General features: G+C 72.1%; 20 protein-coding genes. 11 read left to right on the forward strand and 9 right to left on the reverse strand.

The features are described from left to right. Positions 1-288: 288 nt before the first annotated feature. From ACZ6RT_RS08210 to ACZ6RT_RS08220, 3 genes are all read left to right on the forward strand, one after another. Positions 289-1,074, forward strand: a complete 786-nt coding sequence (locus ACZ6RT_RS08210; RefSeq protein WP_399188358.1) for a Bax inhibitor-1/YccA family protein — start codon at positions 289-291, stop codon at positions 1,072-1,074. Between the two features lie 184 nt (positions 1,075-1,258). Then, positions 1,259-1,486 carry a DUF4287 domain-containing protein gene (locus tag ACZ6RT_RS08215; protein ID WP_344900051.1) on the forward strand — a complete coding sequence of 76 codons (228 nt, stop codon included), beginning with the start codon at positions 1,259-1,261 and terminating at the stop codon, positions 1,484-1,486. Positions 1,487-1,558: 72 nt separating this feature from the next. After that, positions 1,559-1,969, forward strand: coding sequence for a PPOX class F420-dependent oxidoreductase (locus ACZ6RT_RS08220; RefSeq protein WP_399188136.1), 411 nt, complete (start codon positions 1,559-1,561; stop codon positions 1,967-1,969). Between the two features lie 197 nt (positions 1,970-2,166). Here ACZ6RT_RS08220 and ACZ6RT_RS08225 read toward each other — a convergent pair whose 3' ends face one another. From ACZ6RT_RS08225 to ACZ6RT_RS08235, 3 genes are all read right to left on the reverse strand, one after another. Beyond that, positions 2,167-3,387 carry an acetyl-CoA C-acetyltransferase gene (locus ACZ6RT_RS08225; RefSeq protein WP_470152643.1) on the reverse strand — a complete coding sequence of 407 codons (1,221 nt, stop codon included), beginning with the start codon at positions 3,385-3,387 and terminating at the stop codon, positions 2,167-2,169. 250 nt (positions 3,388-3,637) lie between these two features. Continuing rightward, entirely contained in the window at positions 3,638-4,981 is a 1,344-nt protein-coding gene (locus ACZ6RT_RS08230) for an outer membrane protein assembly factor BamB family protein (protein WP_470152644.1), read from the reverse strand. A 59-nt stretch (positions 4,982-5,040) separates the two neighbouring features. Then, positions 5,041-6,015 (reverse strand): SGNH/GDSL hydrolase family protein, encoded by a 975-nt coding sequence (locus ACZ6RT_RS08235; RefSeq protein ID WP_470152645.1) that lies wholly within the window; start codon positions 6,013-6,015, stop codon positions 5,041-5,043. Between the two features lie 131 nt (positions 6,016-6,146). On the opposite strand from ACZ6RT_RS08235, the gene ACZ6RT_RS08240 reads away from it, so the two are divergent. After that, a complete protein-coding gene (locus tag ACZ6RT_RS08240; RefSeq protein ID WP_344898998.1) occupies positions 6,147-7,517 on the forward strand; it encodes a cystathionine beta-synthase in 1,371 nt (456 codons plus the stop codon). A gap of 82 nt (positions 7,518-7,599) precedes the next feature. On the opposite strand, the gene ACZ6RT_RS08245 is transcribed toward ACZ6RT_RS08240, so the two are convergent. Next, positions 7,600-8,787: a sensor histidine kinase gene (locus ACZ6RT_RS08245; RefSeq protein WP_470152646.1), complete on the reverse strand. Its 1,188-nt coding sequence runs from the start codon at positions 8,785-8,787 to the stop codon at positions 7,600-7,602. Positions 8,788-8,937: 150 nt separating this feature from the next. Between ACZ6RT_RS08245 and ACZ6RT_RS08250 the strand changes: the two genes are divergently transcribed. Together ACZ6RT_RS08250 and ACZ6RT_RS08255 are read left to right on the forward strand one after the other, a co-directional pair. Beyond that, entirely contained in the window at positions 8,938-9,108 is a 171-nt protein-coding gene (locus ACZ6RT_RS08250) for a hypothetical protein (RefSeq protein WP_470152647.1), read from the forward strand. 31 nt (positions 9,109-9,139) lie between these two features. Further along, positions 9,140-10,279, forward strand: a complete 1,140-nt coding sequence (locus tag ACZ6RT_RS08255; protein ID WP_399188127.1) for a cystathionine gamma-synthase — start codon at positions 9,140-9,142, stop codon at positions 10,277-10,279. Between the two features lie 199 nt (positions 10,280-10,478). Here the strand turns inward: ACZ6RT_RS08255 and ACZ6RT_RS08260 are convergent, their stop codons facing one another. Then, entirely contained in the window at positions 10,479-10,904 is a 426-nt protein-coding gene (locus tag ACZ6RT_RS08260) for a hypothetical protein (protein ID WP_470152648.1), read from the reverse strand. Between the two features lie 317 nt (positions 10,905-11,221). On the opposite strand from ACZ6RT_RS08260, the gene ACZ6RT_RS08265 reads away from it, so the two are divergent. Beyond that, positions 11,222-11,644 (forward strand): DUF6292 family protein, encoded by a 423-nt coding sequence (locus ACZ6RT_RS08265; protein ID WP_399188125.1) that lies wholly within the window; start codon positions 11,222-11,224, stop codon positions 11,642-11,644. 188 nt (positions 11,645-11,832) lie between these two features. Here the strand turns inward: ACZ6RT_RS08265 and ACZ6RT_RS08270 are convergent, their stop codons facing one another. Together ACZ6RT_RS08270 and ACZ6RT_RS08275 are read right to left on the reverse strand one after the other, a co-directional pair. Continuing rightward, complete coding sequence (locus ACZ6RT_RS08270) at positions 11,833-13,779, reverse strand: VWA domain-containing protein (protein ID WP_399188124.1); 1,947 nt, start codon at positions 13,777-13,779, stop codon at positions 11,833-11,835. 9 nt (positions 13,780-13,788) lie between these two features. Continuing rightward, positions 13,789-15,216: a sigma 54-interacting transcriptional regulator gene (locus tag ACZ6RT_RS08275; RefSeq protein WP_399188123.1), complete on the reverse strand. Its 1,428-nt coding sequence runs from the start codon at positions 15,214-15,216 to the stop codon at positions 13,789-13,791. A 242-nt stretch (positions 15,217-15,458) separates the two neighbouring features. Between ACZ6RT_RS08275 and ACZ6RT_RS08280 the strand changes: the two genes are divergently transcribed. Further along, the gene (locus ACZ6RT_RS08280) at positions 15,459-16,640 is read left to right on the forward strand and encodes an FIST signal transduction protein (protein ID WP_399188122.1); all 1,182 of its coding nucleotides are present in this window, start codon (positions 15,459-15,461) and stop codon (positions 16,638-16,640) included. 182 nt (positions 16,641-16,822) lie between these two features. After that, complete coding sequence (gene ilvA / locus ACZ6RT_RS08285; protein WP_399188121.1) at positions 16,823-18,031, forward strand: threonine ammonia-lyase; 1,209 nt, start codon at positions 16,823-16,825, stop codon at positions 18,029-18,031. Positions 18,032-18,077: 46 nt separating this feature from the next. Here ilvA and ACZ6RT_RS08290 read toward each other — a convergent pair whose 3' ends face one another. Both ACZ6RT_RS08290 and hppD read right to left on the reverse strand, forming a co-directional pair. Then, a complete protein-coding gene (locus tag ACZ6RT_RS08290) occupies positions 18,078-19,571 on the reverse strand; it encodes a M1 family metallopeptidase (RefSeq protein WP_399188119.1) in 1,494 nt (497 codons plus the stop codon). Positions 19,572-20,014: 443 nt separating this feature from the next. Continuing rightward, complete coding sequence (gene hppD, locus ACZ6RT_RS08295; RefSeq protein ID WP_399188117.1) at positions 20,015-21,124, reverse strand: 4-hydroxyphenylpyruvate dioxygenase; 1,110 nt, start codon at positions 21,122-21,124, stop codon at positions 20,015-20,017. A 102-nt stretch (positions 21,125-21,226) separates the two neighbouring features. Between hppD and ACZ6RT_RS08300 the strand changes: the two genes are divergently transcribed. Together ACZ6RT_RS08300 and ACZ6RT_RS08305 are read left to right on the forward strand one after the other, a co-directional pair. Then, the gene (locus tag ACZ6RT_RS08300) at positions 21,227-21,706 is read left to right on the forward strand and encodes an Lrp/AsnC family transcriptional regulator (protein WP_399188115.1); all 480 of its coding nucleotides are present in this window, start codon (positions 21,227-21,229) and stop codon (positions 21,704-21,706) included. Positions 21,707-21,883: 177 nt separating this feature from the next. Beyond that, positions 21,884-23,974 (forward strand): transglycosylase domain-containing protein, encoded by a 2,091-nt coding sequence (locus ACZ6RT_RS08305; protein WP_470152649.1) that lies wholly within the window; start codon positions 21,884-21,886, stop codon positions 23,972-23,974. Positions 23,975-23,976: the final 2 nt, after the last annotated feature.

Raw genomic sequence — 23,976 nt, forward strand, 5'->3', positions numbered from 1 at the left:
CGCAGGCATAAAACGGGGGTCATGAGGGTTGGGACGGGTGTGACCCACATGCGCGGCCGAGGGCGCCGTACCCTGAAAGAGGCGAAGACCTCGCAGACCTCGCGGTGCCTTTCCGGTCGACGGCCGGTGAAATCAATGTGGGGGTCGGGAACCGGGCGCGGCACTCGTTCGTTGGCACTGTCGGCGGTAGCCGTGCGGCCATCCGAACAGCATGGATATCAACACGATACGGCCGTGTGACAACCGATCTAATACGCTGATCGCGTAGGTTGCAGCGTGGAGGCAGCGATGGAGAGCAGGAACCCCGTATTCGGTCGGCAGACTAAGGGGAATCAGCAGGGCTGGGGCATGCCGACCCCCACCCCTGACCAGCTTCAGGGAATGTACGACACGCCCTCGTACGCACCGCCCGCACAGCGGACGATGACGATCGACGACGTGGTCGTACGCGGTTTCATCACGCTGGGCACGCTTGTCGTGTCGGCGGCGGCCGCCTGGGCGCTCAACCTCGGCATGGGCGCGGCGATCGCCGGCGTCCTCGTCGGCCTGGTGCTCGCCCTGGTGATCTCGTTCAAGCAGAGCACCAACCCGGCGCTGATCCTCGGCTACTCCGTGGCCTACGGTGTCGCCATCGGTGTGATCAGCCACGTCTACAACGATCTTTACAGTGGCATCGTCTTCCAGGCGGTGGTGGGCACGGCCCTGGCCTTCGGCGCCATGCTGACGGTCTACTCGCTGCGCATCATCCGGGTCACGCCGAAGTTCACCAAGTTCGTCGTGGCGGCGGGCCTGGGCCTGATGGGCCTCATGCTCGTCAACCTGGTGGCCGGGTTCTTCATCGAGGACGGCATCGGCATCCGCGCCGGTGGCCCGCTGGCGTACGTGTTCAGCATCGCCACGATCCTCATCGGCTGCTTCTTCCTGCTCCTCGACTTCGACGAGGTCGAGCGCGGGGTGCGGAACGGCGCTCCCGAGAAGTACTCGTGGCTGATGGCCTTCGGCCTGACCGTCACGCTGGTCTGGATCTACCTGGAGATCCTGCGCCTGCTGAGCTACTTCAGCAGCAGCGACTGACCGATCTCCCAGAAGGACCCCGCCGGAACGCCTCCGGCGGGGTCCTTCGTTTTTCCCGCCCCGACGAGTGAACAGGCGGCGGCCGGGGGATGGACGAAGCACGACGGAAGAAGCGTCCCGGGGCTTGCCAACTGGGCTTTCGTGATGCACTGTCGAGCAAAGGAGCCTATCCGTGGAGGTGCCCATGTCGTTGAACCACTCAATGGAGACGCAGAGCAAGCTGATCGCAAGGGTTCCGGACATCACGGGACGCGCACTCCCGGAGTGGTTCCAAGCAATCGACAACGGCCCGTCGTTCCTCCGCTGCGACGAGCGTGCCACCTGGCTCGCCGACGAGCACGGGCTGTCCCACGGCTACGCCGCCGCCATCGTGCACGAGCACGAGCGGCACCGCCGTACCCGTTACCTGTAGAGGCCGCCGATCTCAGCCGAGCCCGCGCCACCTCGGTGGTGCGGGCTTCGACGTACCCGCCATGATGGGCGCATGGATCATGACAGGGCACGCGCCTTCATCCGAGCCAACCACCGCGCGGTCATGCTGACCACGCATGCCGACGGCCGTCCCCAGCTCTCCCCGGTCACGGTGGGGATCGACGCCCAGGGGAACCCGGTCGTCAGCACCCGGGAGACCGCCGCCAAGGTCCGCAACCTGCGCAGGGACCCCCGGGTCTCGCTCTGCGTGACGACGGACGCCTTCTTCGGCGAGTGGATCCAGATCGACGGCACGGCGGAGATCGTCCCGCTCCCCGAGGCCATGGAGCTCCTCGTCGCGTACTACCGCGACATCTCCGGCGAGCACCCCGACTGGGACGACTACCGGGCGGCCATGGAACGGGACCGGCGGGTGATCGTGAGGATCGAGCTCACCCGCGCGGGCCCCGACGTCCACGGCTGACGGCCCGCACCGATCTGGCCCGGTGGGACATGGCTCGGTCGGCAGGGGAACCCCTGACGGCCCGGAGCGGTCACGACGGTCCCGTGACGGCCTGCGACGGCTTGCCGTCGACCGGCCGGGCACCCCGGCCGGAACCGCCCGAGGCACGTCGTCCCCGGGCGGGTGTCCCCGCACGGTGTCCCCGGAGGGGCGTCCGGTCAGCTGAGGCGTTCCAGGACCATCGCCATGCCCTGCCCGCCGCCGACGCACATGGTCTCCAGGCCGATCGACCTGTCGTGGAAGGCCAGGCTGTTGAGCAGCGTGGAGGTGATGCGGGCACCGGTCATCCCGAAGGGGTGCCCCACCGCGATGGCGCCGCCGTTGACGTTGAGCCGGTCGAGGTCGATGCCGAGCTCCCGGTAGGACGGGATGACCTGGGCGGCGAACGCCTCGTTGATCTCGACGAGGTCCACGTCGGCGATGGACATGCCCGCCCGCGCCAGGGCCTGCTTCGAGGCCTCGACCGGGCCCAGGCCCATGATCTCGGGGGAAAGCCCGGTCACGCCGGTGGAGACGATCCTGGCCAGCGGGGTGATGCCCAGCTCGGCGGCCTTGGTGTCGCTCATCACGATCACCGCGGCGGCGCCGTCGTTCAGCGCGCAGCAGTTGCCCGCGGTGACCGTGCCGTCGGGCCGGAAGACCGGCTTGAGCCCGGCGACCGCCTCGTAGGTGGTCCCGGCGCGGGGGCCGTCGTCCTTGCTCACCACGGTCCCGTCGGGCAGGGTCACCGGGGTGATGTCCTTCTCCCAGAAGCCGTTGGCGATGGCCTTCTCCGCCAGGTTCTGGGACCGGACGCCGAACTCGTCCTGCTCCTGGCGGGAGACGCCCTTGAGCGCGGCGAGGTTCTCCGCGGTCTGGCCCATCGCCACGTAGATGTCGGGCAGCCGGCCGTCCTCGCGCGGGTCGTGCCAGACGTCGCCACCGCCCTCGGCGGCCCGGGCCGAGCGGGCGCGGGCGTCGTCGAAGAGCGCGTTCTGGGTGTCGGGCAGCGAGTCGGAGTTGCCCTTGCCGAAGCGGGAGACGCACTCCACGCCCGCGGAGACGAAGACGTCGCCCTCGCCCGCCTTGATGGCGTGCAGGGCCATCCGGGTGGTCTGCAGCGAGGACGAGCAGTAGCGGGTCACGGTGGTGCCCGGGACGGTGTCCAGGCCGAGCAGGGTGGCGACCACGCGGCCCATGTTGAAGCCCTGCTCACCGCCGGGCAGGCCGCAGCCCAGCATGAGGTCGTCGATCGTGGTCGGGTCGAGCTGGGGGACCTTGGCAAGTGCCGCCTGGATGATCTGTACGGTCAGGTCGTCGGGGCGGATGTCCTTGAGGGACCCCTTGAAGGCGCGTCCGATGGGCGAGCGCGCGGTCGCGACGATGACTGCCTCGGGCATGTGGCTCTCCTGGGTTCGTATCTGCTCCTGCAGCGGAGCGTACCGCGCGGTATGCCGGAATCCACGCCCCGGGGGCACCCGGAACAGAACGTTGTACCGGACGCACAGGGCCCCGTCCGGAGACGGGGCCCGTCGTGAGGGATCGCCGGACCCGGTCGTGCGGCGTGCCGCGCGGGCCGGCCGGGTGAGCCGATCGGGTGGGCCGGTCGCGCCGGCCGGGGGCGGGCCCGTCGTGCGAGCCGGGCGTCCGTCAGCCGTACATGCCGGGAGCGGTGCCGTCGCCGTCCTTGATGCCGTGCAGGCCGCCCTTCTCGTCGCGCCACATCCGCCAGCCGTTCTGACTGCCGGTGAACCAGGCGGGCGGGGCGCCCGATCCGGCGACCCGGGTGCCGTCGGCGAGCCTGAACTCGCACAGCGAGGCCACCGAGTAGAAACCGGCGGGCTGGCCCTTGAGCGGGAGCGGCTTGGGATCGGTCACGCAGAAGGACCAGGCGTGCGCGTCCTTGACGTCGGCGGGGCGGCCGGTGGGCAGGTCGAAGGCGGTGCCCGGCTTGCCGTGCCGCAGGAAGCCGACCTTCTCCATGCGGGGCGGGAACGCCAGCCACCAGCCCGCCTCGGGGACCTGCGTGGCGGAGATCTGCCCGAGCACCCGGCCGTCGTCGGCGGCCAGCCGGGCGAACCCGCCGTAGCGGCCCTCCTGGTCCACCGGGCGGACCACCGCCGCCAGGCCGGGGCTGCCGCTGGGGTAGACGCGGACCACCGAGGGGCGCATCCAGTTGACCCTGCCGTCGGAGAGCCTGACGGAGAACAGGCCGAAGGCCGAGGCCTTGTTCGTCTTGGGATTGGTGTAGGGGGCGACGTACCCGACCAGGTCGTTCGCGGTCGCGCCGAAGGACCAGCCGCCCGACAGGTCGATCCCGGTGCCGAGGGCCTGCTCGACCGGGACCCGCCACAGGACCTTCCCGGTCACCACCTCGTGCGCCTGCAGGACGGGGCGGCGGGCCAGGCGCAGGAAGACCACGCGCGAGGCGTCGGACCACTGGGCCTCGGCGATGCCGGGCAGCCGCCAGGCGACCTTCCCGGTGAGCGGGTCCAGCACGACGACGCGGGCACCGGCCAGGGCGGTGTTCTCGGACACGCACACGTACGCCCCGCACCGCTGCGGGCCGAAGGTGGAGTGCACCGGCCGGCTCCACCTGCGGGCCCCGGTCCGCCCGTCGAGCCCGACCAGCGTGGCCTTCCAGCGGCCGCGCCTGGCCGGATCGATCGCCACCGCGACGGTCCGCCCGGAGGCGGTCTCGACGATCGCCGGGGGGGAGACCCCCATCCCGGGCAGGCGGCCCGCCATGGTCGAGGGGTGCGCCCACAGCCTCCTGCCGGTGACCAGGTCCAGGGCCACCGTCTCCAGGGTGCCGTCGGGCCTCATGGAGGTCGTGGCGGCCACGCCTCCGGCGACGGTGGTGCGGCTGACCGCGTTCATCTCGGTGTTGTGCCAGGTGGGATGGTCCGGGGTGGCCGCTTCACTGCCGGAGCAGCCGCCCAGGGTCAGAACTCCGGCGAGCACCAGGGCCGGTTTCGCGAGGGGCCGGATCACGGGTATTCCACTCCAATGCGGACGAGGCGTCACGGCCTCGCCGCGGAGGGTCACCGGGTTCAGACGCGGCGGGGCCGCGCTCCGGTTCTGCGGCCGAGCATGGTGGCCCACCGTCCGTGAGGTCCGGTGGCCCGGCCGCCGACACGGGTCGCGGTGACCTCGGCGCCGGGCTCCTCCGCGGCCTTGGCCGCCGCGAGGTAGATCGACTCGGCGCGCCGGGCCCGGGGTTCGGGCCACAGTTCCAACGCGCCGCACACAGAAGGTAGCACCGCGTAAGCGATCTGTAGATAACCTTGTGCAGATGGGTGGTAACGATCAAGGCCGAACATCTCCGCCGGGTTCGTGTCGAACTCCTGTCCCAGCAGGTCGGCGAAGGCCACCGTCCGCCCGCCGGCCTCGACCACCACGACGGTCTGCGCGGCGGCCAGCTGGCGGCTCCAGCGACGGGTCACCCAGCGCAGCGGCTGGGCGATCGGCCGTACCGTGCCCAGGTCCGGGCAGGTGCCCACGACCACCTCGGCGTCGGCCTCCCGCAGCCGCAGCACGGCCTTGTGCAGGTGCCGTACGGCCTGGGCGGGCAGGGTCTGCGAGGTGACGTCGTTGGCGCCGACGAAGACGACCGCGATCTCGGGGCGCGCCTTCAGCGCCCGGTCCACCTGGTCGCCCAGCTCGGCCGAGGTCGCCCCGGACCTGCCGGCGACGGTCAGCCGTACCGGCCGCTCGGCGATCAGGGCGAGACCGTTGGCGATCAGGGCGCCGGGCGTCTCGGCGGGGTCGGAGGTGCCCAGCCCGACCGAGAGGGAGTCGCCGAGCATCACCAGCCGGATCGGCTCGCCGCCGAAGGGCCCGTACACGCCGTCCGAGGGCGGTCCCTCCATGCCGTGCGGGCGCCCGACCGTGCGGCGGGCCACCAGCGCCTCGGCCAGCAGCAGCCCGTAGGCCGCCGCGCCGAGCGCGGTGACGCCCCCTCCTCCCACCGCGGCCGCGGCGGCGATGCGTCGGGCGGCGCGCGCCGTCCCGGGCGTCCGGATCACGAGGCGTTGCTCCCTCCGTGCGGGGCGGTAGCGTTGCCTTGGAACCCACGCCGAGGCCCGCCACCCCCATGGGATCACGGCGCACGACAAACAAGCTGACCCAGCTTTGGTATTTCGAGGTGATTATCCCGGTGCGCGTACATGATTCGCTCGTCGAGCTGATGGGCAACACCCCCCTGGTCCGGCTGCACAAGGTGACCGAGGGGATCTCCGCCCAGGTGCTGGCGAAGGTGGAGTACTTCAACCCCGGCGGCTCGGTCAAGGACCGCATCGCGGTGCGGATGATCGACGCCGCCGAGAAGTCGGGCGAGCTGCGCCCGGGGGGCACGATCGTGGAGCCCACCTCGGGCAACACCGGGATCGGCCTGGCCATCGTGGCCCAGCAGCGCGGGTACCGCTGCCTGTTCGTGGTGCCGGACAAGGTGGCCCAGGACAAGATCTCCGTCCTGCGCGCGTACGGCGCCGAGGTCGTGGTCTGCCCGACCGCGGTCGCGCCCGACCACCCCGACTCCTACTACTCGGTCTCCGACCGGCTGGCCAGGGAGACGCCGAACGCCTGGAAGCCCGACCAGTACTCCAACCCGCACAACACCGAGAGCCACTACCACTCCACCGGCCCGGAGATCTGGGAGCAGACCGAGGGCAGGGTCACCCACTTCGTGGCGGGCGTCGGCACCGGCGGCACGGTCAGCGGCACCGGCCGCTACCTCAAGGAGGTCTCCGGCGGCCGGGTCAAGGTCATCGGCGCCGACCCGGAGGGCTCGGTCTACTCCGGCGGCACCGGGCGGCCGTACCTGGTGGAGGGCGTCGGCGAGGACATCTGGCCGGCCAACTACGACACCACGATCTGCGACGAGATCATCGCGGTCTCCGACCGGGACTCCTTCGGCATGACCCGGCGCCTGGCCCGCGAGGAGGCGCTGCTGGTGGGCGGCTCGTGCGGCATGGCGACGGCCGCCGCGCTGCGGGTGGCCGAGCGGGCCGGGCCGGACGACGTGGTCGTCGTGCTGCTGCCCGACGGCGGCCGCGGCTACCTGTCGAAGATCTTCAACGACGAGTGGATGGCCGACTACGGCTTCCTGACCACCCCCAGCGAGGAGGGCCTGGTCAAGGACGTGCTGGTCCGCAAGGGCCCCGGCATGCCGGAGTTCGTGCACACCCACCCGCACGAGTCGGTCGACACGGCCATCTCGATCATGCGCGAGTACGGCGTGTCCCAGCTCCCGGTGATGAAGGAGGAGCCGCCGGTCATGGCGGCCGAGGTGGTCGGCTCGATCCTGGAGCGCGACCTGCTGGACGCCCTCTACCGGGGCCGGGTGCGGCCGACCGACCCGATCGCCGCGCACATGTCGCAGCCGCTGCCGACGATCGGCGCGGGCGAGCCGGTCTCCATCGCCGTCGAGGCGCTGGAGAAGGCCGACGCCGCGGTCGTCCTGGACGACGGCAAGCCGGTCGGCCTGCTGACCCGCCAGGACCTGCTGGCCTTCCTGGCCAACCACTGACCCCACCGGCCTCCGGTCCGGCCGGATCGTGGTACGGCGCGGGCCGGAGGGGGACCCCCCTCCGGCCCCGCGCCGTCCGAGGTCAGAGCGGGAACTCCGCCAGCACCTCCCACGCCCCGGAGGGGGTGGGACCGGCCAGCAGCCGCCCGCCGAGCGCCTCGACGCGCTCGGCCATGCCCACCAGGCCGAAGCCGCCGCCCAGGCGGCTGATCCGCGTGTCGGCCACCGAGCCGTAGTTGCGCACCCGCAGCCGCACGGTGGTCCCGCTCCAGGGGACGGTCCCGCTCCAGGGGTCCAGGCCGGCGCCGTCGGCCAGCTTCAGGTCGGCCTCGATCCAGCCGGTGCCCGGGGCGTGCCGCCGGACGTTGGTCAGCGACTCCTGAAGGACCCGGTGAAGGGTGGTCATCACCTCCGGGGGCACGGTCTCGTCGGTGATGCCCTGGCCGATGTCGAAGGCCACCTGGGGGCCGGCCGCGGAGAAGCGCTCCACCAGCGTGCGCATGTCCATCAGCGTGCTGCCCGGTGAGCGGGCGGCCTCGTCCTGGGCGCGCAGCACGCTGACCAGCCGCCGCATCGAGGTCAGCGCGTCGGCGCCGGCGTTGGCGATGGCCTCCAGCGAGGGGACCACGGCCTCGGGCTTCTGCTCGGCGACGACCTTGGCCGCCTGGGCCTGCACCACGATCCCGGTGATGTGGTGGGCCACCAGGTCGTGCAGTTCCCTGGCGAGCTCCAGGCGCTCGGCCCGCCGTACCGAGTCGACGGCCTCCCGGCGGCGCTCCAGCTGGAAGCGCAGGTAGGCGCCGGTCCCGGCGGCGAAGGACCAGCCGACGAAGAGCAGGAACCCCGAGGCCACCGCCGCGTTCGCCTCGTTGATGCGCGCGCACGAGACCTCCAGCACGATCATCACGGCCAACGAGAACAAGGCGGCCCGCCGGACCGGCTCGATGGCGCGCAGCCCGCCGACGGTGAGGATCAGCAGCGCGCCGATCTCGGCCGTCCCGGGCCTGCCGTCCGCGCCGGTGGCGCCGATGACCAGCGTGGACAGGACCGACACCGTCAGCAGGACGCGGAGGTCGCCCACCCGGTGGCGGCGGCGCCGCAGCACCGCCACGATGCCGACCACCCCGCACACGGGGCTCAGCCACCCCACCACGTCGGGCGAGGACGCCGCCAGCAGCACGTCCACCAGGAGCAGCAGCACGAGCCAGCCGATCAACGCGATCTCGCTGAGTCTCTTGACCCAGTAGACGAGCCGGCTGTTCTCTCCCACGGTCACCGAGCCTAAGCCTCATGGCCGACATGTCGTATCGGCCGTTCGGCCGAGCGCCACCGGCCCGGACGGAACCTTCAGCGGAGGCGGCGCGGGGGCCCGGCCACGGATGCTGGAGACGTCACGACGGAGAACGAACGGGGCGAAAAAATGGACATCCTGCAGATCCTGCTGCCGATCGCCGGCCTGGTGGTCGGTGTGGTCCTGATGCTGGCCGACCCGCTGCTGCTCTCACGGGTCGGCGGCGAGCGCGACGACGGGGCCGGGACGGCGACGACAAGGACCGCCGGGGCAGGTGGGGAGCGTCTTTCCTGGCGGTGAGCGGGTCGCCGTAGCGAGTAGCGTTGGGCCCATGAACCATGGATTCGAGACGCTGGCCATCCACGCGGGTCAGGACCCCGACCCCCACACCGGGGCCGTGGTACCGCCGATCTATGCGGTGTCCACCTACAAGCAGGACGGCGTGGGAGGGCTGCGCGCCGGATACGAGTACAGCCGGTCGGCCAACCCCACCAGGACCGCCCTGGAGGAGGCCATGGCGGCGGTCGAGGGCGGCGCCCGGGGGCTGGCCTTCGCGTCCGGCCTGGCGGCCGAGGACACGGTGCTGCGCGCCCTGTGCAGGCCCGGCGACCACGTGGTCATCCCGAACGACGCCTACGGGGGCACCTACCGCCTGTTCGCGAGGGTCCACGAGCGCTGGGGCCTGCACTACGACCCAGTCCCGCTGGGCGACCTGAGGGCGGTCGCGGCGGCGATGACCCAGAAGACCAGGATCATCTGGGTGGAGACCCCCACCAACCCGCTGCTCGGCGTCGCCGACATCGCGGCCCTGGCCCAGCTCGCCCGCGAGAACGGGGCGCTCCTGGTGGTGGACAACACCTTCGCCTCGCCCTACCTGCAGCAGCCGCTCGCGCTCGGCGCGGACGTCGTCGTGCACTCCACCACCAAGTACGTGGGGGGTCACTCCGACGTGATCGGCGGCGCGCTCGTCGCGCGCGACGCCTCGGTGGGCGAGGAACTCGCCTACCACCAGAACGCGATGGGCTCGGTGCCCGGGCCGTTCGACGCGTGGCTGACGCTGCGCGGCCTCAAGACGCTCGGGGTGCGGATGGACCGCCACTGCGAGAACGCCGAGCGGGTGGTGGACCTGCTGCTCGCCCATCCGCGGGTGACCTCGGTGCTCTACCCGGGCCTGCCCGACCACCCCGGCCACGAGGTGGCGGCCAAGCAGATGAAGCGCTTCGGCGGCATGGTCTCCTTCCGGGTCGCCGGTGGCGAGGCCGAGGCGGTCGAGGTGTGCGACCGCACCAGGCTGTTCATCCTGGGCGAGTCGCTCGGCGGGGTGGAGTCGCTGATCGAGCACCCCGGCCGGATGACGCACGCCTCCGTGGCGGGCTCGCCGCTGGAGGTCCCCGGCGACCTGATCCGCCTGTCCGTGGGCATCGAGTCCATCGACGACCTGCTCGCAGACCTGACGCAGGCCCTGGGCTAGCCGTACCGTCCCGCGGTCCTCTCCGCGGGCACCCGGGACGTCCGGGACGTCCGGGACGTCCGGGACGTCCGGGACGTCCGGGACGTCCGGGTCGCCCGGGTCGCGGGGGCGCGACCCGGGCTCGGACCGGCCCGTCCCCGGAGCGTGCCCCCGGCCCGGACCTGACGTCCTCGGACGCTCGCGGGGGCGTGACCCCGGCTCAGACCGGATCCCCCCAGACCATCAGCACCAGGATGACGATCCAGATCAGCACGATCACCCCGGACAGCGCGGCGATCCGGCCGGTCTGCACCTTGGCGTCGTCGTCGGGGCTCTCGCTGGTCAGGACCCGGATGGCGGTGCCCTGGTCGCGGTCCACCATGACCAGCAGCACCGCGGCGACGATGAACAGCGTCATGGACACCGACAGGTACGGCCTGCTCAGGAACTCGCGGCCCAGCAGCACCCCGAACAGGAAGACCCCCATGGAGGCGACGCCGTAGACGCGGGTGGTCTTGTGCAGGTAGCGCAGGACGCCGACGTCCTTGGCGCGGATGAATCTGGGGGTAGACATCGTGGCGGCGGTGATCGGCCCCAGGGCGAAGATCGCGAAACCGATGTGCAGCCAGAGCAGCAGGTCTGTCATGGGCCAGACATTAGTCTCCGGCGGTGTCTTCTTGGTACGCCCCCGTACGTCCGTACGTCTCGCACACGCCTCCGGGCCCCGATCGGGCGCCGATCGGGCCCTGATCGGGCCCTGGCGGGCGGGGCGGGCAACGGCCGGGCAAAGATCCGTACAGGTAACGCAAGGTGCTCGATCCTCGCATTCTTGCCCTGAGCACCCTCCGGGGGTCAGTAGGATCGCTGGCGAGCTCGTTCCCGTGTGAGGAGACCTGCGACGGTGAGGTCGCGGTCGTGCCGGGCGGGCGTTCCATCGGGCAGGACGGCACAAGGGAGTGCCCCGTGAGCATCAGACATGTCGAGCCGTACGGCGAGGAGTGGCGCGAGCGCCCGGCCGGTTACGCCGCCCTCGTCGTCAGGGCGCTGGGCGATCAGGTGGAGAGCTGGTGGCAGGGACCCTGCGACCCGCGTACCGTCACCATCCGGCTGGCCGGGGGCGACGCGCTGGTCTGGGACGAGGAGAGCGGCTGGCGCCACGGCCGCTACGCGAGCGGTGACCGGGAGAACCCCACCGTCCTCGCCGACCCCCGCTATCTGGGCGGCGGCCTGCTGCCCGCTCCCGAGCGGATCGGCCCGGCCGTCGCCGACGCCCGCGCGGGTGTCGGGAACTGCACGGCCTGGCGGCCCTGCTACCGCTCCCACCGCCACCACCGCGACGGCTTCGACCTGGCGCTCGGCGCCTACGCCGTCTACGCGGGCGCCTGACCCGCACGGGCGTTCGACCGGCTCGGACGCCTGACCCGCGCGGACGTCAGACCGGCTCGGGCGCCTGATCGGCTCGGACGCTCGACCCGCACGGACGACTGACCGGCGTCGACGCCTGACCGGCCGTCCGCCGGAGCCCGGGATCGGGCCCCGGCGAGTGGGCGGACGAAAGGCCCGGATCCGGCGGGTCAGCGGCTGCGACGCGTCCGCAGGAAGTCGCTGACCACGTACTCCCCCAGGTGGTCGGCGCCCGTGGAGAAGACCCGGCCGCCGTTGCGGCGTCCCACCTCGTCGACGAAGTCCCGCAGGCGCTCGTCGTCGGCCAGCATGAAGACGTTGAGCGTGGCCCTGCGCCGGGTCATCTTGTCGACCTCGGCCAGGGTCAGCTCCAGCGTCTCGGAGGTGGGCGGCCACTCGAAGGCCGCCGACCCGTCGCGCCGCAGGTGGGCGGTGGGCTCACCGTCGGTGACCACGAGCACGACCGGCTCGAAGTCGGGGTGACGGTCCAGGTGGCGCCCGGCGATCAGCAGGGCGTGGTGCAGGTTCGTGCCCTGGACCATGTCCCACTCAAGGCCCGCCAGCTCGTCGGGCTGCAGCACCCGGGCGTAGTTGGAGAAGCCGATGATCTGCACCGAGTCCTGGGGGAACTTCGAGGCCACCAGGGCCTGGAGGGCCATCGCGGTCTGCTTGGCGGCGGCCCAGGTGCCGCGCAGGGCCATCGAGTACGACAGGTCCACCAGCAGGCAGACCGCCGCGGCTGTGCGCCGCTCGGTCTCGGCCACCTCGAAGTCGTCCACCGTCAGGGTCACCGAGCCGGTGCCCCCGCCGCGCCGGACGCCGTTGACCACGGTGCGGACCACGTCGATCGGCTGCTCGTCGCCGAACCTCCACGGCCGCGAGGAGCCGGTGAGCTCCCCGGCCGAGCCCGCGTCCACCTGGTCGTGGTCGCCGCGCCGGCCCCCCTCCAGGGAGGTGAACACGCGGCGCAGCGCGGTCTCGCCCAGCCTCCGGACGGCCTTGGGGGTGAGCTCCACCTTGCCGCGCTGGCGGCGCAGGTACCCCTGGGCCTCCAGCTCGCGCTCGACCTGCTTGAGCGCCTCCAGGTCGTCCACGGCGGACCGGCCGAGGGCGCGCCGGATCGCGTCCTCGTCGATGTCGTCCATCCGGGCGCCGGGGTAGTCCTGGCGCAGCGCGGACTCCAGCTGCGTCAGGTCGGCGAGCTCGTCCAGCGCGCCCACCGCGTCGGACATGCCCATCGGCTCCTCGCCGCCGAACCGCTCCGGGGTGTTCCAGGACAGGTCGGGACGACGGGCGTAGAGGGACTCGCCCAGGCGGCGCATCTGCTCGTCCAGCCCGGCCTGCTGGAGGGTCTGCCCGATCAGGGCGTCGAGCTCCTCCCGCTGGGCCGGGGTCAGCGAGGCCAGCAGGCGCTGGGTGGCCGCGGCCCGGCGGGCCAGGGTGTCGACCAGCTCCTCCAGGTTCCGCGGCGCCTCCGGGAACATGTCCCCGTACTTCTCCATGAACCGCTCGAAGTCGGCCTGGGTGTGCTCACCCCGGGCGTCCCGGTCGAGCATGTCGTTCAGGTCGGTCATCATCTCCCTGACCCGCTCCATGGCGGCCGGGTCGGGATTCTCCAGCGCCTGGCGCATGCCGCGGAACTGGCTGTCGAGCACCTCCCTGCGCAGCAGGTCGCGCAGCTCCTCGAAGGTCCGCTGCGCCGCGGCCGAGCGCCAGCGGTACTCGCCCAGCTCCCGGATGGCGCTCGCGGTGTCGTCCGGGAGCGCGGCCAGCTCGGCCTCGCGCAGCCGGGCGTCGTCGGAGGGGTCGGGGAACAGCTCGGCCCGCTCCTGGCCGATCGCCTTGTCCAGCAGCGCCCTGGCCCGCTCCAGGGTGCCGTCCAGGCGGCCGCGCTCGCGCAGCTCGCGCCTGCGCCGCCGTACCTCGCGGAGCAGGTCCTCCAGGCCCCGCCGGTTCTCCGCCCCGGGCAGCCCCTCCCTGAGCAGGTCGCGCAGGGCGTGGGCGGGGTTGGAACCGGACAGGACCGCGTCGCCCATCCGGTCCAGCGCCGAACGGACGTCGTAGGGCGGGGCGAGCGGGTCGGGCCCGTCCCGGTATTCACCGTAGCGATAGCTCATGCGGACCCCTCAGGTGCGGTAGACCGTCGTACCGTCCACCTCGTCCTTGGACAAACGGCGCAGAAGGTAGAGACCCTCCATGGCGAACTCCAGCGCGGCGGCGGCGTGCCCGGGGGACTCGTCGCCGATGCCGAGCTGGGACATGATCCTTGCCAGGCCCGGCACGGGCCCGACCCTGCGCAGCAGCTCCGAGGCCGGGACCGTCACGCCCGACTCGACCTGGGCCCCCTCGGAGAACCTCTCCAGCAGCGGGTTCAGGTCCGTGCCGCCGAGCGTGCCGCGGAAGGTCTCGGCCACCGCCCTGCGGAGCAGGTGCGAGAGCACCTCGATCTCCCGGCCCTCCTCGCTGACCTCGAACTCCACCTTGCCGCGCAGCGTGTGCACGATCCCCGGCAGGTCCGCCACCCGGGCCACCGCGTGGTCCTCCCCGGTCAGCGCGGCACGCCGTACGGCGGAGGCGGCCGCGGTCTCGGCCGCGGCGATGGAGAAGCGGGCCGAGACCCCCGAGCGCGAGTCCACCGCGGTGGACTCCCGGACCAGCCGGGTGAAGCGGGCGATCACCTCGATCAGGTGGTCGGGCAGGTCGGCGCCCACCTCGCCGAGCGCGGCCTCCTGGCGGATCAGGACGAGCTCGGTCTCGACCGACAGCGGGTAGTGGGTGCGGATCTCGGCGCCGAAGCGGTCCTTCAGCGGGGTGATGATCCGGCCCCGGTTGGTGTAGTCCTCGGGGTTGGCGCTGGCGATCAGCAGGATGTCCAGCGGCAGGCGCAGGTTGTAGCCCCTGACCTGGATGTCGCGCTCCTCCAGCACGTTGAGCAGCGAGACCTGGATCCGCTCGGCCAGGTCGGGCAGCTCGTTGACGGAGAACACGCCCCGGTTGCTCCGGGGGACCAGCCCGTAGTGGACGGTCTCCGGGTCGCCGAGCGTCCGCCCTTCGGCGATCTTGATGGGGTCGATGTCGCCGATCAGGTCGCCGACGGAGGTGTCGGGGGTGGCGAGCTTCTCGCCGTACCGGTCGTCCCGGTGCTTCCAGGAGATCGGCAGCTCCTCGCCCGACTCGGCCGCCAGGCGGCGGCAGCGGGCGCAGGAGGGCTCGTAGGGGTGGTCGTTGATCTCGCAGCCCTCGACGACGGGGGTCCACTCGTCCAGGAGCCCGGTCACGGTGCGGATCAGCCGGGTCTTGCCCTGGCCGCGCTCACCGAGCAGGACCAGGTCGTGCCCGGCGAGCAGCGCCCGCTCCAGGTAGGGCAGGACGGTGTCGTCGAAGCCCACGATGCCCGGGAACCGCGGCTCCCCGGCCCGCAGGCGGGCCAGGAGGTTCTCACGGATCTCGGCCTTTACCGTACGGTGAATATGGCCGCTCGCGCGCAGCTCGCGCAGAGTACGTGGCTCTGGGATATGAGGCACGGGATCGAGCCTACGTCCACAACGCACCATCCGGCACTCTCCTCCCTCTTCCGGATCTTGTTCCCTTCCGCCGGGGCCCTTGCGGAGCCGCGGGAGACCCCCGTGGGACGCGGGCGGGACGGGCCGCCGATATTGCGTGGCGGCCGGGGCGAGTGCTTGCCCCGGCAGTGGGGACAATCGCTCCAGGAACAGGCACCGGACGGCTCCGGCACGGGGCGGCCGGCGCTTGCGACGGGAACACGACGGACAGGGGGTGCGGACGAGTGGCGCTGATGACGAGTCGTTTCGCCGACGGCCTCGCGGTGGGGGCCGACCTGGTCGCCGCGGCCGAGACCGCGGTGCGCCGGGCCCTGTCCGGCCTGTCCGGGCCGGCGGACCTGCTCTGCTTCTTCATCTGCGGGGACGACCCCGACGAGGTCTCCCGGGCCGGGCTGCGCGCGATGGGCATGGCGCCCGGTGCGGCCGTGCTGGGATGCAGCGCCACCGGGGTCATCGGGGACGGCCAGGGGATCGAGGTGACCCCAGCGGTCAGCGCCTGGGCCGCCACCCTGGAGGGGGCGAGGCTCACCACCTTCGCCCTCGACACGCTCAAGACCGAGGACCGCTTCGTGGTGGTCGGCCTGCCCGACCGGGCCCCCGACGACCGGGCGGCCGTCCTGCTCGCCGACCCCTACAGCTTCCCCACCGACGGCTTCGTCGAGCGCTCCGCCGAGGTCATGGGAGACCTCCCGCTGATCGGCGGCCTGGCCAACGCCGTCCAGGGCCGCGGCGCGGTGCGGCTCTTCGCCGACGGGCAGGTGCACACCGAGGGCGCGGTGGGGGTGCTGCTCAGCGGCGACGTCAACGTCGCCACCGTGGTCAGCCAGGGCTGCCGGCCGATCGGCCCGACCATGGCCGTCACCTCCGCCGAGGACAACCTGCTGCTGGAGCTCGCCGGGCAGCCCGCCCTGGCCCGGCTGGAGGAGATCGTCAGCGCCCTGGACGAGGACGACCGCGACCTGGTCGCCTCCGGGCTGCAGATCGGCGTCGCCATGGACGAGTACGCCGAACGGCACGAGCGCGGGGACTTCCTGATCCGGGGCGTGCTCGGCATCGACCCCGAGCGGGAGGCCGTGGCCATCGGCGACGTCGTCGAGATCGGCCGTACCGTCCGCTTCCAGGTCCGTGACGCCGCCACCGCCGACGAGGACCTGTACGAGCTGCTGGACGCCCACCGCGAGGAGTTCGGCCGGGTGGACGGCGCCCTGCTGTTCTCCTGCAACGGCCGGGGCTCGGCCATGTTCGGCAGCGCCGACCACGACGCCGTCGCCGTCCACGACACGCTGGGCCCGGGCGGGGTGGCCGGGTTCTTCGCCGCCGGCGAGGTGGGCCCGGTGGGCGGCCACAACCACGTCCACGCCTTCACCGCCTCGGTCCTGGTCTTCTCCGCCCGCCCGCCCGCCGACCGTTCGTGACGCCCCTCGGCGGCCCGGCGGCCGGAGGATCAACCGACCTTGAGCTGTTCGTCGCCGAAGTCGGCGATGAGCATGAGACGACAGGGCGATCGCGACGGGGGCGAGAAATACCGACCGCCTGGGCCGGGGGCGCCGGGGCTCGGGTGCGGGGGCGGGGCGGTGCCGGTCGTACGATGAGCCGCATGCAGGACCCTCAGGTGACCTATGACGACGTGGTCGCCGCGCGCGGGCTGCTGGCCGACGTCGCGCTGCGCACCCCGCTGCTCCACTCGCACGTGCTCTCCGGTGTGGTGGGCGGTCCCGTCCACCTCAAGTGCGAGAACCTGCAGCGCTCCGGCTCGTTCAAGATCCGGGGAGCGTACGTCAGGATCGCCGGGCTGACCGGGGACGAGCGGCTGCGGGGGGTGGTGGCGGCGAGCGCGGGCAACCACGCCCAGGGCGTGGCGCTGGCCTCCGGGCTGGTCGGGACCGGCGCGACCGTCTACATGCCGCGGGGGGCGCCGCTGCCCAAGGTGGCCGCGACCCGCTCGTACGGCGCGGAGGTGATCTTCGCGGGGGACACCGTGGACGTGGCGCTGGAGCGGGCCCGCGAGCACGCCGGGCGGACCGGGGCGATCTTCATCCACCCCTTCGACCACCCGGACGTCATCGCCGGGCAGGGCACGATCGGGCTGGAGATCGTCGAGCAGCTCCCCGAGGTCGGCACGATCGTGATGTCGCTCGGCGGCGGCGGGCTGGCGGCCGGGGTGGCGCTCGCGGTCAAGTCGCTGCGGCCGGGGGTGCGGATCGTCGGCGTGCAGGCCGAGCTGGCCGCCGCCTACCCGGCGTCGCTGGCCGCGGGGCATCCGGTGGAGGTCAGGCCCGCCCTGACGATGGCGGACGGCATCGCGGTGGGCCGGCCGGGGGAGCTGCCCTTCGAGCTGATCCACTACCTGGTGGACAGCGTCGTGACCGTCACCGAGAGCGAGATCTCCCGCGCCCTGGTGCTCTGCCTGGAGCGCGCCAAGCAGGTCGTCGAGCCGGCGGGCGTGGCCGGGGTGGCCGCGATCCTGGCCCACCCGGAGGTCTTCGAGCCACCGGTGGTGGCGGTGCTGTCGGGGGGCAACATCGACCCGCTGCTGCTGGCCAAGGTCCTGCGGCACGGCCTGGCCGCGGCCGGGCGCTACCTCACGGTGAGGGTGCCGCTGGCGGACCGGCCGGGCGCCCTGGCGACGCTGCTGACCCGGCTGGCCGACCTGGGCACGAACGTGCTCGACATCGTGCACCAGCGGCTGGGCATGCACCCGGGCGAGGTCGACGTCCAGCTCCAGCTGGAGACCAAGGGGCCGGTGCACTCCGAGGAGGTGCTGGGCTCCCTGCGGGTGGACGGATACAAGATCGTCTGTACCTGAACCGGCCCGGCGGGGGACGGTCCCGCGTGACGGGGTCTGGGGCGCCTTACCAGGTGGTGGGCTTGCGCGGGGTGAACAGCCAGGCGTCGAAGAGGGCGTCCAGGTCCTTGCCGGAGACCTTCTCGGCCTTGGCGAGGAACTGCGCGGTGGTGACGTTCCCGTACCGGTGCTCGGCGGCCCACTCCCGCAGGAGCCTGAAGAACGCCGGGTCGCCGATCCGCTGCCTGAGCGCGTGGAGCGTCATGGCTCCCCGGGTGTACACCGAGTTGTTGAACAGGTCGTCGGCCCTGGCCCGGCCCGGGGCGTAGCTCCAGATCGGGTCGTCGGCGCCGGCCGAGTGGCTCCTGCGGAACAGCTGCTCGGCGGTGGTCCGGCCCTCGTGCTCGGACCAGAGCCACTCGGCGTAGGTGGCGAAGCCCTCGTTGAGCCACAGGTCCCTCCAGCGCTTGATGCTGAGGCTGTCGCCGAACCACTGGTGGGCAAGCTCGTGGGCGATGATGGAGTCGTCCGGGGCGAACCCGCCGTACATGGGCTTGGTCTGGTTCTCCAGGGCGTAGCCGGCCGGGAAGTCGTCGACCACGCCGCCGGTGGAGGAGAAGGGGTAGGGGCCGAACAGCGTGCTCCAGTGGTCGGTGACCCTGCCCGAGGTGTCGTAGAGGTGCTGGAGCTCGCCGCGGTACTTCGGGTCGACCGCGGCCAGGTTCTTCAGGCCCCCCGGGGTCCTGCCCTGGCGCAGCTCGAACCTGCCCAGCGTCATGGTGGCCAGGTAGCTGGCCATCGGGTGGTTCTCGCGCCACTGGAAGGTCGTCCTGCCGCCGGAGGTCCTGGGCGTGCCGACCAGCTCCCCGTTGGCCAGCGCGGTCAGCCCGGCGGGCACGGTGATCGAGAACTCGTAGCGGGCCTTGTCCGCGGGGTGGTCGTTGCCGGGGAACCAGGTCTTGGCGCCGTTCGGCTGGCAGGTGACGAACGCGCCGTCCTTGGTCGGGATGAAGCCGTACGTGCCGAGGTTGGAGGAACCGCGGACCGGCTTGGGCTCCCCGGCGTAGGTGACCTCGACGGTGAACGCCGCGCCGTTCCCGACGGGGGTCGCCGGGGTGACGGTGAGCTCGGTGCCGCTGCGGCCGAACCTGGCGGGCCTGCCGTTCACGGTGACCCGGCGGACGGTGAAGCCCGACAGGTCGAGGTTGAAGGCGGTCAGCGGCTGGGTGGCCCGCGCCTCGATCCCGGCCACCCCGGACAGGCGCCTGGAGGAGGGCTCGTACCCCAGCCTGAGGCGGTAGCGGTCCACGTCGTAGCCGCCGTTGCCGTCGGTGGGGAAGTCGGGGTCGCCGATCCCGGGAGCGCCGGGCCCGGACTCGCGGTCCGGCGCGGAGATCGAGGCCGACACCGGGGCCGAGGCCGGCATCGGGGCCGAGGCGGAGGCCGGGCTCGTGCCCAGCACGCTCTGGCCGCTCGACGCCGAGCAGGCGACCGTGCCGGCGATGCCGAGCACGCCGAGAAGAGCGGTGGTCGCCGTGGTGGCCGGCCGCTTGGACGCCATACCCTCAAGCCCCCTTCCCCGGCCCGTACGGCCGAGCCAGTGAATGGCACCCTACGCGACCTGCCTGCGCCGATCAGGCGTCTCGGGCAAGCGTCCGGACGCCGGGACCGGACACGGCCCGCCCGTGCGACCGACAAAGTACGAAATGCGGGTTCATCCACCCCGGGGGCGGGTGGCGCAGATCACTCGGGTCCCGGACGCCGGCGTCCACCGGGGTGGCTCCCCGGCGGACGCGGGACCGGGAACGGCCGGTCGATGGTGACCGGCCGTGACGGTGCCGTTCCGGATTGATCGCCCCGAGGGGGTCCTGGCAAAGCCAAGGGCGGTCATCGGTTGTCCCCGGGAGGCGTTACCCGGGACGGTCCGTCCCGGGTGGCACGCGCGGTGCGGGTTGGCGGGTTGGCGGGGTGCGGGTGCGGGTGCGGGTGCGGGTGCGGGTGCGGCTAGAGGTTGCCGCGCAGGTCCTGCTCGCGCTCGATGGCCTCGAAGAGCGCCTTGAAGTTGCCCTTGCCGAACCCGAGCGAGCCGTGCCGCTCGATCAGCTCGAAGAACACGGTCGGGCGGTCCTGGACCGGCTTGGTGAAGATCTGCAGCAGGTAGCCGTCCTCGTCGCGGTCGACCAGGATGCCGCGCTTCTTGAGCTCCTCGATCGGGGCGCGGACCTCGCCGATGCGGGCGCGCAGCTCCGGGTCGTCGTAGTAGGAGGCGGGCGTGTCCAGGAAGGCGACCCCGGCCGCGCGCATGTGGTCGACGGTGGTCAGGATGTCGTTGGTGGCCAGCGCGATGTGCTGCACGCCGGGGCCGCCGTAGAACTCCAGGTACTCGTCGATCTGCGACTTCTTCTTGGAGATGGCCGGCTCGTTGAGCGGGAACTTCACCTTGCGGGTGCCGTCCGCGACGACCTTGGACATCAGCGCCGAGTACTCGGTGGCGATGTCGTCGCCGATGAACTCGGCCATGTTGGTGAAGCCCATGACCCGCCGGTAGAACTCCACCCACTCGTCCATCTTGCCGAGCTCCACGTTGCCGACGCAGTGGTCGATCGCCTGGAACAGCCGGCCGTTGCGGACGGCGGGGGGCGCCACCAGGGGCTCGGCGGCCACGAAACCTGGCAGGTAGGGGCCGCTGTAGTTGGACCTGTCGACCAGGGTGTGCCGGGTCTCGCCGTAGGTGGCGATCGCCGCGAGCACGACCTTGCCGTGCTCGTCCTCCATCACGTACGGCTCCGCCAGCCCCTTGGCGCCCTGGGCGAGCGCGTGCCGGTAGGCCTGCTCCACGTCGGGGACGTCGATGGCGAGGTCGATCACACCGTCGCCGTGCTCGGCCACGTGCCGGGAGACGCCGGTGCCCGGGCGCACCGCGCCCCGGAACTCGAACCGCGCCGAACCCGAGGTGAGCACGTAGGACACCTCGTCGCGGCTGCCGTTCTCCGGGCCCCGGTAGGCCACGAGCCGCATGCCGAACGCGCTGGAGTAGTAGTGGGCGGCCTGCTTGGCGTTGCCCACGGCGAAGACCACGGCATCCATGCCGTTCACGGGGAAGATGTCGCTCATGCCCATACTGTCTGTTTTATTGGGCGACCTGTGCAAGAGTGACTTGAAACTCTGTACAATTTGCCCAGTTACTCACCGGTCAACCTGGAGAATCTGTACACCATGACGATCGACGAGCTCGACGCCCGGCTCATCGCCCTGCTCGCGGCCGAGCCCCGGCTGGGCGTGCTGGAGTGCTCGCGGCGGCTGGGCGTGGCCCGGGGGACCGTCCAGGCCCGGCTGGACCGGCTGTCGGCCCGCGGGGTGGTCACAGGCTTCGGGCCGGACGTCGCCCCCGCGGCGCTGGGCTACGACGTGACCGCGTTCGTCACCCTGCAGATCCGCCAGGTCAGCGGGCACGACCCGGTCTCCGACCAGCTCGCGGCCATCCCCGAGGTGCTGGAGGTGCACACCATCACCGGCGGCGACGACATGCACTGCCGGGTGGTGGCGCGCAGCAACACCGACCTGCAGCGGGTGATCGACCAGATCGTCGACGTCCACGGCGTGGTCAGGACGTCGTCGGTGATCGCCTTGGACACTCCCGTGCCATACCGTGTTCTGCCTTTGGTGGCCGATGTCCCCCGCAAGGCGAGAGGGTAGCCGTACCATGCCAAGCAGGGGCCAGACACCGTTATCCATCGTTTACCCTTGGCGGTCCGTGCAGGTCGCAGGGGGTCTGCGATAGGTCCTACCGGGGGGTCACGCGTGGTGAAGGGTCGGACGAGCGTTTCCAGGAGAAGGATCCTGAAGATCACACTCGTCCTCTTCGGCGTTGTCGTGCTCTCGGTGGCGGGCCTGCTCGGGGTGGTCTGGGCGATGACCCCCATCCCGGACAGCACGCAGCCCGACGCCACCGCGCAGGGATCGGTGATCTACTACCGCGACGGCAGGACCGTGCTGGCCCGCCAGGGCGTCAACCGCAGGAGCGTGACCCTCGACAAGGTGCCGCAGACCCTGCGCAACGCGGTCATCGCCGCGGAGAACCGCTCCTTCTACGACGACCAGGGCGTCTCCCTGAAGGGCACCTTCCGCGCGATGTGGTCCACGCTCACCGGTCGGCAGCTCCAGGGCGGCTCCACGATCACCCAGCAGATGGTCCGCAACTACTACAGCGGCCTGAGCCAGGAGCGGTCCGTCGTCCGGAAGCTCAAGGAGGTCATGATCTCCCTGAAGGTGGACCGTTCCAAGTCCAAGGACTGGGTGCTCGAGCAGTACCTCAACACCATCTACTTCGGCCGGGGTGCCGACGGGGTGCACGCCGCGGCCGGGGCCTACTTCCGCAAGGACCTGAGCAGGCTGACCCTCGCCGAGAGCGCCTACCTGGCCGCCGTGATCCAGCAGCCCTCCAGGTTCGCCGACCCCTCCGGGCCCGACCTGTACGCGGCCAGGGAGCGCTGGAGGTCGGTGATCGACGGGATGGCGGCCATCGGGGCGATCACCTCCGAGGAGGCCGCCCGAGCGACCTTCCCCGCCCTCGCCAGGCCCAGGGCGATCTTCGAGCCCACCGGGCAGCAGGGCTACATGCTCGACCAGGTGACGGCCGAGCTCAAGAGCAGGGGGTACACCGACGAGGTGATCAACCAGGGCGGGTTGAAGATCGTCTCGACCTTCGACAAGAACCTGATGGCCGCCGCCGAGCGCGCCGTCACCTCGGTGCTGCCCGAGGGCACCCCCCGCAAGGTCCGCACCGGCCTGGCCGCCGTCGACCCCGCGACCGGCGAGGTCACGGCCTTCTACGGCGGCCGCGACTACGCCGCCAACAAGTTCGACAACTCCTTCTCGGCCAAGGTGCAGGCCGGATCGACCTTCAAGGCGTACGCGCTGGCCGCCGCCCTCGACAACGGCTTCGGCCTGGAGACCCAGGTCGACGGCAACTCGCCGCTGCGGGTCGCCTCGGCCGACATCCCCAACTCGGGCGGCTACTCCTACGGCCAGATCAACCTGGTCAGGGCGACGCAGAGCTCGGTGAACACCGCGTTCGTCGACCTCGCCCAGAGGGTCGGCCTGGACAAGGTCGTCAAGGTCGCCCAGAACTCCGGGATCCCCGCCGAGCAGCTCGCCCCCCACCGGGGCGCCGCGACGCTCCCACTGGGCGTGGCCTCGGTCAGCGCGGTGCAGAACGCCTCGGGGTACGCCGTCTTCGCCGCCGAGGGAGTCCACCGCGAGGCCCATGTGATCCGCTCGATCACCGAGGCGAGCGGCCGGATCGTGAAGAGCTCCACCAAGGGCAGGCGCGCCTTCGGCGAGCAGGCCGCCATCGACGCGACCTACGCGCTCCGGCAGGTCGTCGAGGCCGGCACCGGCTCGGGAGCCCGCCTGGCCGACCGCCCGGTGGCGGGCAAGACCGGCACCACCGACGAGTCGGCGGCCGTGTGGTTCGCCGGGTTCACCCCGCAGCTCGCGGTGGCCGTCGACATGTTCCGCGACGACAACAAGCCGGTGACGGTCAACGGCAGCGCCCTGTACGGCGGGTCCTACCCGGCGCAGATCTGGCGTGCCTTCATGACCGAGGCGATGAAGGGCAAGCCGGTCAAGGAGTTCAAGGAGCCCTCCAGCTACGGCTACTCCAACCCCTACGGCGACCACGGCTACGGCCAGGAGGACCCGCGGGGGCAGGCGGGCGTCGGCCCGGTCCCCGGGCCCGGCGACACCGGCACCCCCGAGCCGGGCGCCCCGGCCCCGGAGGGGGAGGTCCCGGTCCCCGACCGGGGGCCCGGCGCGGGGGAGGGGCCCGGGGAGTGGCCCGGGGACGGCGGCGACGGTCCCGGCGGCTGGGACGAGGACCGGGGCGACGGCCCCGGCGGGGACGGCGACTTCGGCCTCGACGGCCTGGGCCGCAGGCTGGGGACCTCCCCCGGCGAGGGGTGACC

The sequence above is a fragment of the Streptosporangium sp. NPDC050148 genome, from assembly GCF_055586505.1.

Coding starts and splice junctions, on each gene's coding strand:
- ACZ6RT_RS08220 (WP_399188136.1), top strand. CDS start 1,559: ATGGATCATGACAGGGCACGCGCCTTCATCCGAGCCAACCACCGCGCG.
- ACZ6RT_RS08215 (WP_344900051.1), top strand. CDS start 1,259: ATGTCGTTGAACCACTCAATGGAGACGCAGAGCAAGCTGATCGCAAGG.
- ACZ6RT_RS08260 (WP_470152648.1), bottom strand. CDS start 10,904: ATGACAGACCTGCTGCTCTGGCTGCACATCGGTTTCGCGATCTTCGCC.
- ACZ6RT_RS08280 (WP_399188122.1), top strand. CDS start 15,459: ATGACGAGTCGTTTCGCCGACGGCCTCGCGGTGGGGGCCGACCTGGTC.
- ACZ6RT_RS08255 (WP_399188127.1), top strand. CDS start 9,140: ATGAACCATGGATTCGAGACGCTGGCCATCCACGCGGGTCAGGACCCC.
- ACZ6RT_RS08300 (WP_399188115.1), top strand. CDS start 21,227: ATGACGATCGACGAGCTCGACGCCCGGCTCATCGCCCTGCTCGCGGCC.
- ACZ6RT_RS08275 (WP_399188123.1), bottom strand. CDS start 15,216: ATGGTGCGTTGTGGACGTAGGCTCGATCCCGTGCCTCATATCCCAGAG.
- ACZ6RT_RS08270 (WP_399188124.1), bottom strand. CDS start 13,779: ATGAGCTATCGCTACGGTGAATACCGGGACGGGCCCGACCCGCTCGCC.
- ACZ6RT_RS08250 (WP_470152647.1), top strand. CDS start 8,938: ATGGACATCCTGCAGATCCTGCTGCCGATCGCCGGCCTGGTGGTCGGT.
- ACZ6RT_RS08210 (WP_399188358.1), top strand. CDS start 289: ATGGAGAGCAGGAACCCCGTATTCGGTCGGCAGACTAAGGGGAATCAG.
- hppD (WP_399188117.1), bottom strand. CDS start 21,124: ATGAGCGACATCTTCCCCGTGAACGGCATGGATGCCGTGGTCTTCGCC.
- ilvA (WP_399188121.1), top strand. CDS start 16,823: ATGCAGGACCCTCAGGTGACCTATGACGACGTGGTCGCCGCGCGCGGG.
- ACZ6RT_RS08290 (WP_399188119.1), bottom strand. CDS start 19,571: ATGGCGTCCAAGCGGCCGGCCACCACGGCGACCACCGCTCTTCTCGGC.
- ACZ6RT_RS08225 (WP_470152643.1), bottom strand. CDS start 3,387: ATGCCCGAGGCAGTCATCGTCGCGACCGCGCGCTCGCCCATCGGACGC.